We start from the raw sequence: 12,759 nt of genomic DNA, 5'->3' as shown, positions 1-12,759 counted from the left end.
TCTCGAGTCATATTGTATAAAGAAAATGTATAGCCACGTGTACGGTCTCCTCCTCAATTCCCATAAGCATTTCATGATAGAACGGGTTGCTCAGCGATGAGATGATACAGGCAAACTGCCCACAGCGTTTCAACTCGCGTCGCCATACGACCCCTCCACATCTATATAACATCCATGGCAATAATCGTTTTGGCAATTATAATCATATGCATAAAAAAGCCGCAACCCATATCGATTGCGGTTTTTCACCATATGGTGGGCCCAGGTGGACTCGAACCACCGACCTCACGATTATCAGTCGTGCGCTCTAGCCGACTGAGCTATGAGCCCATAGATCTAGACATCTGGTGGGCGGTGGCAGGATCGAACTGCCGACCCCTCGCGTGTGAAGCGAGTGCTCTCCCCCTGAGCTAACCGCCCTGGTGACCCCAGCGGGATTCGAACCCGCGTTACCGCCGTGAAAGGGCGGTGTCTTAACCACTTGACCATGGGGCCGGTGCCTTGGCTCCCCGAGTAGGATTCGAACCTACGACCCTCCGGTTAACAGCCGGATGCTCTACCGCTGAGCTATCGAGGATCATGGTGGAGCTAAGCGGATTCGAACCGCTGGCCTCTAGAGTGCGATTCTAGCGCTCTCCCAACTGAGCTATAGCCCCGCAAATCGTGACACCATGATTATGTAACATCGATGGTCCCGGAGGCCGGACTCGAACCGGCACGGTTTCCCGCACGATTTTGAGTCGTGTGCGTCTGCCAATTCCGCCACTCCGGGATTTTATGGCGTGCCCGGAGAGATTCGAACTCCCGACCTTTTGATTCGTAGTCAAACGCTCTATCCGGCTGAGCTACGGGCACGCAGAACAAAATCGACGTTGAATAACTTATCATGATTTGCGAAAGAGTGCAAGCCCTTCTCGCGAAAAACTTGAAAATGGCGGCGGATCGTATTCAATGGGCGGACATAAGTGCCGTCCCAAAGCTTCGTCTGGCGCAAACTCAGGGTTTTAAAACGACTTTGATACAGTTATCCTCCTTAGTATCAAACACTTCGTATCCGCGCTTTGCCTGCGCAAGCGGGAGGCGGTGCGTAATGATGTCCGTCGGATCAACTCGCCCATCGACGATCATCTCGAATAGCGCAGGCATGTAGTGTATAACCGGAGCCTGCCCCATTTTCAAGGTAATGTTTCGCGCGAAAAAGTCCCCTAACGGAAACTGGTTGTAGCGCGTGGCATACACACCAACCAACTGCACGGTACCACCTTTACGAACGGCCTGTGCAGCTTCTTGGATGGGGCCCAGTGTACCCCCTTGCAGTTTCAAGAGACTCTCAACCTGTTCCACAATGGTCTTCTTGCCGTCCATGCCGACACAGTCGATCACGACGTCCGCCCCACCGCCGCTGATTTCGCGAATATATTCGCCAAAATTCTGCTCCTGTGTAAAATCAAGCGTCTCAACATGATTGGTTCGCTTCGCGTGTTCGAGCCTGTAACCAATATAATCGACTGCGATCACGCGGTTTGCTCCTTTCATCCAGGCAAACTTCTGGGCTAACAATCCGACGGGTCCACACCCGAGCACAACCACGGTGTCACCGTTTTTCACGCCGGCGTTATCAACTCCCCAATAGGCAGTCGGTAAAATATCGGAAAGGAAAAGCAACTGCTCATCCTCGAGATCGCACGATTCCGGGACCACAAAAGGTGTAAAGTTTGCGAATGGCACGCGTAAATACTCAGCCTGTGCGCCAGGATAGCCACCAAACGTTCCTGAATACCCGAAGTAGGCCCCTGCTTCGCCATTCTGATTTGATTCGTCACACTGACTTTCCAGTCCATGCTGACAATAGTAGCAACGTCCGCATGCGATATTAAAAGGGATTACAACCCGGTCTCCCCTTTTTACCTTGGTTACGTGTTGCCCCACTTCCTCCACAATACCCATGGGTTCGTGTCCGATGATGAAATCCGGTTGCATATTGGCCATCATGTTGTGTATGAGGTGGAGATCAGAACCACAAATAGCCGTCGAAGTGATTTTTACAATAATATCCTCGGGATGTTCGATTTCAGGTTCCGGAACGTCCTTTACTTCTACATTTCGCATGCCTTGGTACGTCACCGCTTTCACGCGTATCCCTCCATTCGTCGCAGACGTAGCTTACCCATAGAATGATGCTACATAAGACAAAAGGACGGCGGTAACGCCGTCCTTTTGCTAAGGCTGTTGACACCACCACATCAACGAACACTTAAGATTCGTTACTGCGGTACATCAACCTCCTGTAGTCAGGCTGTTGACACGACCACACGGAACGAACACTTGGATCGTTACTGCGGTACATCAACCTCCTGTGCTTATATGATGGACCGTTGCTCGTGCCTTTATACACATGGGTTACATTTTTCTATAAACACGTTCGCAAAAAAATTTCTTGACAAACGTCGAAGGACCTTGTAATTTAATTAGTGCAGTTTGTTGTTCATGACATGCGGAAGTGGCTCAGGGGTAGAGCATCGCCTTGCCAAGGCGAGGGTCGCGGGTTCGAATCCCGTCTTCCGCTCCAGAGAGTTGGGATGGGGTTGTCTGCAACCCCATCTTGTTTCACCTGGAGAGGTGGTCGAGTGGTTTAAGGCAGCGGTCTTGAAAACCGCCGTGTCTGCAAGGGCACCGTGGGTTCGAATCCCACCCTCTCCGCCAAAAATTCTAAGTGTGAAGCGGGTTCCGAGGACTTCCCTCGTAACCCGATTTTCTGTCCATCGGCAAATACTACTATCATTCTTCTACCGCCAGCTTGCTACGCCCGAGATCAAAGAAAACATGCCAACATCATGGGTCTCTTAGACCTCGATATTGTCCTTCGCGGACGTATTCCCTTTTAACTCCAACCAACGGCGAAAACCTCCGCAATAACTGATGTCGATGGCATCCGGTATCTGGCCTGAAACGCAAGTGAACCCTGTCACCAAGCGTCCATCAGCCAGTTCAATACTTCCCATAGCAAGTGGATATCGAACGCTGGCCGTTAACGCACCTAGACCTGCGACACTCATTTCCCAAAGTTCCATCTCGATAGGTACTCCATCCGTTTCCTGCCTGACTAATCCAGGGCGTACAGGTTCCGTATTTAGCGCATACAACCGATAGCGGGGAGCAGTATATACGCTTCCGCAATATTTGGCTTGTAAATCCTCCAATTGATAGTTCAGTGCCAAACCACGCATGTGTTGACCACACACAGCCACGGCAACCTTATCCTCACGGCCGTAGCAACAATCGTCGTTCATATTGATGGACAACATGGATGATGCTGTTTGGACCAATACTTCGGCGCGTTCACCAGGAACAAACAGCGTCACGCCAAAAGGAATCCCATCTTCTACCTGACCGGCTGGTACCGCAATGGCAGCGAGATCGAGCAAGTTGCAATGATGCGTATACCGACCCAATTCGCGATTTTTTGCGATGGGATCTTCCCGCACCACATCGCGAGAATACGTTCCTCCAACCGTAGGCATCATCAAGATGGCGCTCTCGTTTACGACGTCACGAACCCAACGACGCAATTCTTCCAGACGATGAATGGCACGAAACACCTCACTCGCCAGTGCTTTCTGACCGGAGCTTAGAATCTCCTTTGTCACCGGCCAGATGCCATCGGGATGACGTGTGACAAAATTACCAATGCTCGCCCAACGTTCGGCTATCCAAGGTCCGTCATACGGCATATTCGTGGCCTCATCAAACGGGGCGAGATCGATCTCGCGAACGACGAAACCCTGTGCAGCAACCGCGTCAACGGTTCGTTCCCAGGCTTGTTGAAAGGCGGAAGCGTACGGGCCAAACCAATCCAAAGGTTCACGAGGCACCAAAACTACTGTGGGTCGAACCTGCGTGAAACCCAAAGGTTGTTCACACAGTAAACGGTCAATCAACTGAGCGTCATATAGCGATCGTGTGAACACACTGACACAGTCCAAAGATTTGCATGCTGGAACCACCCCTGACGTGGACCAAGCTCCAATAGGTGGCTTGTAACCGACGACGCCGTTCAGTGCTGCAGGCACCCGGCCTGACCCTGCTGTATCGGTTCCCAGCGCAAAGGGCACGAGTCCCATCCCGACCGCTACAGCCGAGCCGCTGGACGATCCGCCGCTGATAAGAGCCGACTGCCACGCATTATGAGTTTCACCATACGGACTTCTTATGCCAACCAATCCGGTTGCAAATTGGTCAAGATTTGTCTTCCCAATAGGTATAGCTCCATTTTCCACGAGAAGTGCAACCACCCGTGCATGCTGTTCCGCCGTATAGGCAAAGTTGGGACAGGCAGCAGTCGTTGGCATGTCTGCAATATCAATATTGTCCTTAACCGCAAACGGCACACCCCATAAAGGTTTCGAATTCATCTCATCTCGATTTAATTGCTCAAGATACGGTTCAATCGTCGTCATACTCGGAAGCTGGATCCAAATGTTCCAATCGCGTAGGCGCTGACTTTCTTCAACAATTTCCTTACACACCTCGCGTGGGCTGAGTCTCCCGCTGCGGTACATCCGTAGCAAATTTGGAATTGTCCAAGCATTCATGCCGGCACCTCCTCAACACCAACAATTGCACCGCCAGCTGGCAATTCCTGTCCAGGTCGAACATGCACGGTCTTGATAATTCCCTGGCAGGTGGCTGTAATGGGGAATTCCATCTTCATACTTTCAATGACCACCAAGGTATCCCCAGGCTGTACCTGCTGCCCTGGTCGCACATGCACTTTCCACACACTTCCGGGCAAGTTCGATCGAACCACTGTCACCCCATCGTCCTCGCCCAATCCATCCGTAACTTCCACATGTGACTCTGAAACGTATTCTGCCAAACCGAGTTGGCGCCAACGCTCACGCTCTGCATTAAACGCAACTTGCTGGCGCTGTTTAAAGACGGTCGCATCTTCGTGAATCTCGTCCAGAAAGGCAAGATATGCGCCCAAATCAAATGTCGTTTCCACGATTTCCAGTTCGAACTTACCGCGCAAGAATTCCTTGCGCATGTTTGCCAACTCCTGAGCAGATACAGGATAAAACTCCACTTGGTCAAAAAAGCGCAACAACCATGGTTTTCCTGGTGCAAAGCTCCGCGTGGTGCGAAATGTATTCCAAATTTGCACGGTGCGTCCGAAGAGCTGATAGCCTCCCGGACTCTCCATACCGTAGATACACATATAGGATCCGCCAATGCCAACCGCGTTTTCAGGCGTCCACGTACGTGCCGGATTATATTTGGTCGTCACGAGTCGATGCCGGGGATCAATAGGCGTCGCTGCCGGCGCACCCAGATATACGTCGCCAAGCCCTAATACAAGGTATTTGGCCGAGAACACGATATCCCACACGTTCTTGATAGACTCCAATCCATTAATGCGTCGAATAAATTCGATATTACTCGGGCACCATGGAGCATCCTCGCGCACGTTTTGCTGATAGCGGTCCACAGCCTGTTGCACGGACGGATCGTCAAACGATAATGGCATGCGCACAATGCGTGAAGGTACACGAACAGTGGATAAGTCAGGGAGTTGACGGTCAATTTCTAGAACGATGCGACAAGCCTCTTCGACAGTCATTTGTGATCTATCGAGATGGATTTGAAGTGACCGCACACCGGGCGTCAGATCGATGTACGGAATGCGCCCGGATGAACGGATAGCATCCATTAACAAATGGACCTGAAAGCGGTAGCGCAAATCCAGTTCGAGAGCACCAATCTCGACCAAAATATATTCGTCACCGGCAGTGCGTACTGTGATAGGAAAAGCGTGATCGATATGCTCGTGTTTGAGAATTGACGACGTTGCTGCTTCCTCATAGTTTGCAAACGGCATCTCCGGCAAAGGCATGATATAGCTTGCATGCATTGTCTGGCGATCATTGAGCAGCGCACGCTGTTTGACATCCAAAGCTCGTGCCTGTTCTAAACTGATGATTTTAAACCTCACGGTATCGCCAGGACGAAGTTGGCCGATCTTCCAGCGTTCACAAGCTGCCGTGGTGACTGGGCACACGAAACCGCCCAGACTAGGGCCATCTTGCCCCAACAAGATGGGCAGATCTCCGGTCAAATTGAGCGCACCGATGGCATACGGGTTATCGTGAATATTGGAAGGATGCAAACCTGCTTCACCGCCATCGTCGCGAACCCATTTCGGGGCAGGCCCCATCAGTCGTACCCCTGTACGCGAACTGTTAAAATGCACCTGCCACGATGTGTGCGTTAACTGCTCCAAATAAGATGCTGGTAAAAACTCTGAAGTCGCGTGCGGTCCCGGAATGACGCCTATTACCCAGTCATGGGTAAATTCCGGTGCTTTTGTGAAGGCATCCGAAATATTGTCCATAGCCGACCCATTGCCCCTGTTGATCGCGAGGACATCGCCACTTAATAGTGCTCTTCCGCCATGACCCCCGAACCCGCCAAGGGCAAATGTCGATCCGCTCCCAAGGGTTTTCGGAACATCGAATCCTCCACCCACAAGCAGGTAGGCACGCATGCCGGTTCTGGCATCAGAAAGCCGCAAAACTTGACCAGCCCTCGCCAACAAAGGCCGATATCGCTCCACCAGTTGACCATTCAATTCGGCACTCATATCGGCTCCGGTGAGACAAAACCAGGTATCGTCGCGAAATTGATACACCCCTCCACGCATGGTGAATTCAAGTCCGCACGCGCCTTCGTCATTCCCAAGAAGCAGATTGCCAATTCGAAACGACAATTCATCCATGGGGCCACTCGGTGGAACACCAACATCCCAATGTCCCAGGCGCCCCGGCCAATCCTGAAGCGTCGTATGAAGTCCTCCATCAATCACAAATAGTGTGCTTTCCGGTGGCTGAAATTCAGCAAGCCACTTGGTATACACATGGTTACTTTGAAATGACTGAGACGTAACAAGTGACTCGAGATAGCGCAGATTGTGCGAAATTCCATAAATACGTGTGTGCTTCACTGCCGCTATCAATCGATCGCACGCCATCTCACGGTTTTCAGAATGTACAATCAGTTTTGCAAGTAGCGGATCGTAAAACGAACTTACGATGGTACCTGCTTCCACCCATGTTTCGATGCGTGTTGCTTCCGGCCAAACCACATGATCGATTCGACCGGCACTCGGGCGAAATCCGTCTCCTGGATCTTCCGCATACAGACGGACCTGAATACTGTGCCCAGACGGCGCCGATATCTGTTCAGCGAGACCAAATAGTTCATCACAAGCTTCGCGCACCATCCATTCCACCAAATCAATACCATAGACTTCTTCCGTAACTCCGTGTTCGACCTGAAGACGCGTGTTCACTTCGAGGAAATAGAATGATTCCGACTCGGGATCATAGAGGAACTCGACCGTCCCAGCACTTCTATACCCAACCATGGAAGCCAGATTCTTCGCAGCTTGGTGCAGGGCTTCGCGAACCTCCGGACGAAGACAAGCTGCAGGGCATTCTTCAAGCACTTTTTGATTGCGCCGCTGCAATGTGCAGTCGCGTTCACCGATGGTTACGATCTCTCCTGACCGATTTCCAAACAACTGTACCTCAATGTGACGGGCTTGAGGGATGTATTTCTCCATAAAGACACCCTCGTAGCGAAAGTGCTGCGCGGACAAGCGTTGCACCGCGGAAAACGCCTCGCGCAATTCAGTCTCGTTGGCACAGACCCGCATACCGATTCCACCTCCCCCCGCCGTACTTTTCAACATCACCGGGAAGCCGATGGCTTGTGCCGCATCAACAGCTTCCTCCGCACTTGCAATGAGATCCGTACCGGGCAACAGAGGCACGCCTGCTTGAAGCGCAATGTTTCGCGCGACATGTTTGTAGCCAAACCGTTCAATCTGCTCTGGGTCTGGACCGATAAAGCGAATACCCGCCTGCTCACACGCGCGCGCGAAGCAAGCATTCTCACTTAAAAATCCATATCCCGGATGTATGGCATCAGCTCCGGTTTGACGCGCCGCAGCAATGATTTTTTCCATATCAACATACGATTCTTGTACTGCGCCCTCGCCAATCCAAACGGCTTCATCAGCGAAATCAACGTGCAAGCTGCTCTCGTCGGCCGTCGTATAAACAGCGACCGACTGAATCCCCATGCGCCGCAGGGTTCGAGCAATGCGAACAGCAATAGCGCCGCGATTAGCTATCAGAACTTTCTGAAACAAAATTGATCGCTCCTTTCTGTATGCTAACAACAAAATGGTGACATGTTCAGACTCGCGTATTACAACTTCAGGTTTGCCAAACTGCAATTTCCACAGGTGTGGGATGATACGCATTACACGGGTTATTCAACTGAGGACAATTACTTAGAAGCACAAGCATGCGCCGAATGCCTTCAATCTCGACGTAGCGCTGCGCTGCAGAGATACCGTCCGCGAACTCCAAACCTCCCTGGGGGGTTACTGGAACGTTCATAAAGAAGTTCACATTCGGAGCCAAGTCCCTTTTAGATAACCGAGCATCGAACTGGGCAATCTGAAGCATGAATGTGTCACGGCAATTGTGCATATGCACCTTGTCATGGCCATAACGAACGGTATTGCTTTGTGCGGAGCAGGCTCCACCCAACGTATCGTGACGTCCACAGGTGTCGGCAACGATCCGTGCAAGAGGTCTGCCTGACTCCGTATAGAGAACCGATCCGGTTGTCAGATAGATGTTTCTTTGGCGTATAACAGTCTGCGTTACACTGTAATGATCAAACGGACAATGCGCATCATAAAACAGCGTATCTACAGCTTGATTGCCCTCGAGGTCGACAATGCGAAGAACAGCACCAGCTTCAAGCGTAAGCATGAGCCCTTCCCCGGATGGTAGGATGTGGCGGTATTCTGCACTGGACAAATCACGTCCACTCTCAACCAACATCAATGACATCACTGGAACCCCTCTCCATTTATCGATATAAAGCTGCAAGTGACAACGTATTTTCGAGCGCTCGCATAGACTCTGGACACACGATGCTAGAGTCAAACATACCGAGCGAGGCACTTGCTTCGACATCAAGCCGTACAGGCACCGACGGATATTTCGTGCGCGGATCGAGTGGATGCGGCGTGTTGGAAAGGATAACGATGACGTCCATTTCTGTGCGAATCGCGAACTGTGCGCCTTGCACACAGTGCTCGACATCAAAGTGCATTCCACCAGCGTCGTCACACCACACCTTGCTAAAAACATTCACGGGTGGAACCAAGTCTCTCGCGTCAAGACCATTGCGCATGAATTCAATCAGAGCATTCTCGTATCCCGACTTGAACCATTCGTTTCGATGTACTTGAAAACAAGTTGTGCCATACTGCATATCAATTTGTTCTCTCGTTGTAATGCCTCCGAGAGGATCATGCCAACCCAGCGAGTCTTCCGTAATCGTCGCCAACGCGCGTCCCTCGTCGCTCATTAGTACGTGGTGTCGCGTCAAGCGCGCCGTGTGCTGTGCTTTCAACGTATCCGGTATGTTGAGTCGCTCGGCTGGGTGATCAGCCCGATACAACCAAAGGGCAACATTTGCACCAGGTTCCAACGCCGTTAATCGCAAAACTTTCCCCTTCGAAACCCTCGCCGACCATTTTCCACCTTTCGTTAAAGTTGTGGATAAAGGCAGGTCACATATCATGCGAGTCCAGTCTCCTTTCGTGATTAGCCTTCAAGTCGTTGTTTCTCTACGGAAGATTGCGCGAGCTCCCGAGGTTCTTTTCGCCACCACCACCTAGAAGCTGTAAAGAACACGATCGCCATACCGGCAAGTACAAGTTCACCTACTAGATACTGGATCTCTTGCGTAGCGATTGCGAACGCTGTGAACAACACCACAATTCCAGGGGCCAGAGGCCACATGGGCATTCGATAAGGAGGTGCTTCGTTGGCAAACTTACGGCGACTCCAAATGGCAGCAAGACCGATGAAGAAATACACGACGGTCGTGACAGTACCTGAGAAAATGATCAGCCAATTTAACTGACTGAGGAATAAAAGCGCAGCAGTTGGCAGTGCGAGAAACACCACGCACCAGCCAGGAGAACGAAAGCGGTTAATGTGACTAACAACACGATTGGCGCTTGCCCACCAGAGTTGGTCTCTTCCGGTTGTGTAAAACACGCGCCCAAAGTACATGAAATACACAAGCATGGAATTAAAGAGTGCTATGCACACACCAATGTCCAGAACAATCCGGAAATTCGAACCGAGAGAAGCCTGCACCGATTCAATTACGGGGCTAGGCGAACGAAAGAATACCACGAGATCGGGCGTTGAAATCACCGCCGACGTGAGCGGAACAACAATAGCGATGGCAGCAGTCATTGCCGCAATTCTGACCGTTCTGGCAAGTGTGCGCGGACCACCCATCAACTCTTCCGAAAATCCAAGTGTGGCATCGTAGCCGTTGATGATATTGAATGCCGGAGCCAAGCTGGCAGCCATCATGCCTATCGTCACGGGAACCAAATGCTGCCCGACTAAAGCAATCGGATGGAAAGTTACTTGGAACAAAGCCTGATGTGGGTGCAGTAAGGCAGCGATGGTCACTGTACCAAGAACCAGCAATTCCACCGCGACCATGGCCATGGTCACGAAGGCGCCCATTTCGACACGGACTAACGCGATCGCAACAGCAATCGCCACGGCAATTATGGCGATATATGCATCTGATACTTGAATCCTCGGGAAGAGATTTTCAACAAATTGTCCAATGCCTAGAGCAATGCTGGCGGGTAAAATGACACCCTGAATGAGATAGTTGAAGAGGGCAATAAACGCCAGTGGTTCAGGAAGAACAAAGCGAATGAGCGAGTACATCCCCCCTGCAACAGGAAATAGAGATCCTAGTTCACCAAGACACATTGAGATCAATACGACGACAATCGCCAGTATGGCATCGGCACCAATGGCGAATGTACCACCAATGGAGAAAACCCCAGAAGTCAGCAACAGTACAGCCATGGTCGGCGACACATTGGCAATCGCCAGTCCGAGAACATCCCGGGTTCGCAACTTGCGACTCAGTTCTTGTCGGTATCCCAAATGGTCAAGACGCGCATCCTCCATAGAAGAGATTGATCGATTCACAATTCCCCTCCTCCCAATACGTTATGTTTCTTAACACACTCAACAACCGAGCGATACAACAAAAGGGACAAAAACCCTAAGACCCATGGATCTCCCGGGCTTTTATCCCTCCGTGTCACCCCCATATACGGAGGTGTGGCCTCTCTTGGACCAGTCCCAGTCACTGTTTTGTACTGGCGGAACCCTAGAGACCTTATGTCATTATTCATACCACGATTAATACAGGATTGCAATCCATTTTCAGAAACTCTCGACAAATTCGTTAATAAATATTACATATAAAAATTAGTGTTTAAGTTATCTTTTGTTATTTAGATAAACAGTGCTGTGGCGGCTCAACTGAGCGGTATACATTGGGCTTCGTTGGGGTATGAACCATTGACGCTTTCCACACACTCAGTCAAGGCAATTGCGGAACAAGAGAACGGGGGAGACTCGATGATTTTTCAACTAATCCTTGACTGTCTAACTGGTGCATGGCCAGCAATTTATGAGGAGTTTTTGCTGTGGCTTTGCATTGCCTCCTGATAAATACCCCGAATCGTCAACGTCACTTCCCCGGAAAAATCGTGTGAAATTCCCCATGATTATCGTCGGGGGATGGATTTGTGGAGAACCTCTCTCTACCCTGTTACTTGGGACGAGAGGGGGCCGGGGAGATGTTGAAGATGGAGCGAGTTGAGATGATCAAGGATCTGCAAACCAGGGGGCTCGGCCCGGTGGCGATTGCGGAACGATTGGGGATTGACCGTAAGACCGTCAGTAAGTACATGGCTATGGAAACATTCGGGGAGAGGAGGCCATCGCACAGCGTGGACAAGCCATCCAAGTTGGATCCGTTCAAGCCGCTCATTCGGGAATGGCTTGAGGAGGACCGCAAGAATCGGTATAAACAGCGTCACACTGCCAAGCGCATTCATACGCGTCTCATGGAGGAATGCCCGGGCTATGACGCATCTTACCCCCTGGTGCAGCGATACGTGAAGTCGTTGCGCGAAGATCAGTACGAGGAAGGGACTCAGGAACTGGTCTGGCATCCAGGAGAGGCCCAGGCGGATTTCGGAGAGGCGGACTTCTACGATGTCAACGGCGAGAAGCGGTCGTACAAGTACCTGTGCGTCACCTTCCCATACAGCAACGCCGGGTACACGCAGTTGTTTGGCGGTGAGACAGCCGAATGTGTGGCCCAGGGGCTTAAGGACATATTCCACCGGATTGGTGGGGTTCCACGGCGAATTGTGTTTGATAACGCCAGCGGAGTAGGACGACGCGTCAGCGAACACGTCAGAATGGCGGAATTCTTCTTGCGCTTCAAGGCGCATTACGGGTTCCAGGTGACATTTTGCAATCCGGCCGCAGGCCACGAGAAAGGGAACGTGGAGAACAAGGTCGGCTACTTCCGGCGCAACCTTTTCGTTCCCATTCAGACGGTAGTAGACGTACGCGTGTTTAATGAGCAGCTGCTGGAGCGTTGTGAGAAAGACTGGCAGCGGGAGCACTACAAAAAGGGGACCTCGATTGAGCGTCTATTTTCCGACGACCGTCGGGCGCTGCTGTACCTGCCCACAGCATCGTTCCCAGTGTGTCGATATGCCCGTCTTAAGACCGATGGATATGGCAAGTTCCAGGTTGACGGCAAGCA

Annotated in this window: 7 protein-coding genes, 9 tRNA genes and 1 riboswitch; of the genes, 3 read left to right on the top strand and 13 right to left on the bottom strand. The window is 51.3% G+C overall.

From position 1 onward, the window contains the following. Positions 1-253: 253 nt before the first annotated feature. The 8 genes from BLU70_RS12390 to BLU70_RS12355 all read right to left on the bottom strand — a co-directional run bounded on the left by BLU70_RS12390 (position 254) and on the right by BLU70_RS12355 (position 2,133). Positions 254-330: transfer RNA gene (locus BLU70_RS12390), tRNA-Ile, on the bottom strand. 15 nt (positions 331-345) lie between these two features. After that, positions 346-420, bottom strand: a tRNA-Val gene (locus BLU70_RS12385). Beyond that, positions 421-495: transfer RNA gene (locus tag BLU70_RS12380), tRNA-Glu, on the bottom strand. A gap of 7 nt (positions 496-502) precedes the next feature. Then, positions 503-577, bottom strand: a tRNA-Asn gene (locus BLU70_RS12375). 3 nt (positions 578-580) lie between these two features. Beyond that, positions 581-656: transfer RNA gene (locus BLU70_RS12370), tRNA-Ala, on the bottom strand. A 33-nt stretch (positions 657-689) separates the two neighbouring features. Further along, positions 690-772, bottom strand: a tRNA-Leu gene (locus BLU70_RS12365). A gap of 6 nt (positions 773-778) precedes the next feature. Continuing rightward, a tRNA-Arg gene (locus BLU70_RS12360) sits at positions 779-855 on the bottom strand. A 141-nt stretch (positions 856-996) separates the two neighbouring features. Further along, positions 997-2,133, bottom strand: a complete 1,137-nt coding sequence (locus BLU70_RS12355; RefSeq protein ID WP_074693658.1) for a zinc-dependent alcohol dehydrogenase — start codon at positions 2,131-2,133, stop codon at positions 997-999. Between the two features lie 361 nt (positions 2,134-2,494). On the opposite strand from BLU70_RS12355, the gene BLU70_RS12350 reads away from it, so the two are divergent. Both BLU70_RS12350 and BLU70_RS12345 read left to right on the top strand, forming a co-directional pair. After that, positions 2,495-2,569: transfer RNA gene (locus BLU70_RS12350), tRNA-Gly, on the top strand. 44 nt (positions 2,570-2,613) lie between these two features. Continuing rightward, a tRNA-Ser gene (locus tag BLU70_RS12345) sits at positions 2,614-2,703 on the top strand. A 140-nt stretch (positions 2,704-2,843) separates the two neighbouring features. Here BLU70_RS12345 and atzF read toward each other — a convergent pair. From atzF to BLU70_RS12320, 5 genes are all read right to left on the bottom strand, one after another. Next, positions 2,844-4,592, bottom strand: a complete 1,749-nt coding sequence (gene atzF, locus BLU70_RS12340) for an allophanate hydrolase (RefSeq protein ID WP_074693657.1) — start codon at positions 4,590-4,592, stop codon at positions 2,844-2,846. Continuing rightward, complete coding sequence (gene uca, locus BLU70_RS12335) at positions 4,589-8,212, bottom strand: urea carboxylase (RefSeq protein ID WP_074693656.1); 3,624 nt, start codon at positions 8,210-8,212, stop codon at positions 4,589-4,591. Before uca ends, atzF begins: the two co-directional genes overlap by 4 nt. A 67-nt stretch (positions 8,213-8,279) precedes the next feature. Next, positions 8,280-8,927, bottom strand: coding sequence for a DUF1989 domain-containing protein (locus BLU70_RS12330; protein WP_040290950.1), 648 nt, complete (start codon positions 8,925-8,927; stop codon positions 8,280-8,282). Between the two features lie 19 nt (positions 8,928-8,946). Next, positions 8,947-9,666: an urea amidolyase associated protein UAAP1 gene (locus tag BLU70_RS12325; RefSeq protein ID WP_074693655.1), complete on the bottom strand. Its 720-nt coding sequence runs from the start codon at positions 9,664-9,666 to the stop codon at positions 8,947-8,949. 23 nt (positions 9,667-9,689) lie between these two features. Next, entirely contained in the window at positions 9,690-11,096 is a 1,407-nt protein-coding gene (locus BLU70_RS12320) for an amino acid permease (protein ID WP_074693654.1), read from the bottom strand. A 110-nt stretch (positions 11,097-11,206) separates the two neighbouring features. Further along, positions 11,207-11,316, bottom strand: a riboswitch (guanidine-I (ykkC/yxkD leader). Between the two features lie 460 nt (positions 11,317-11,776). Here BLU70_RS12320 and istA point away from each other — a divergent pair. Next, positions 11,777-12,759 (top strand): IS21 family transposase (gene istA / locus BLU70_RS12315; protein WP_244885206.1); only part of this gene is annotated, 983 nt, incomplete at its 3' end.

This window comes from Alicyclobacillus hesperidum (genome assembly GCF_900107035.1).
In the GTDB taxonomy this organism is placed as follows: Bacteria; Bacillota; Bacilli; order Alicyclobacillales; family Alicyclobacillaceae; genus Alicyclobacillus; species Alicyclobacillus hesperidum.
This window is presented reverse-complemented; position numbering and strand designations above follow the sequence as displayed.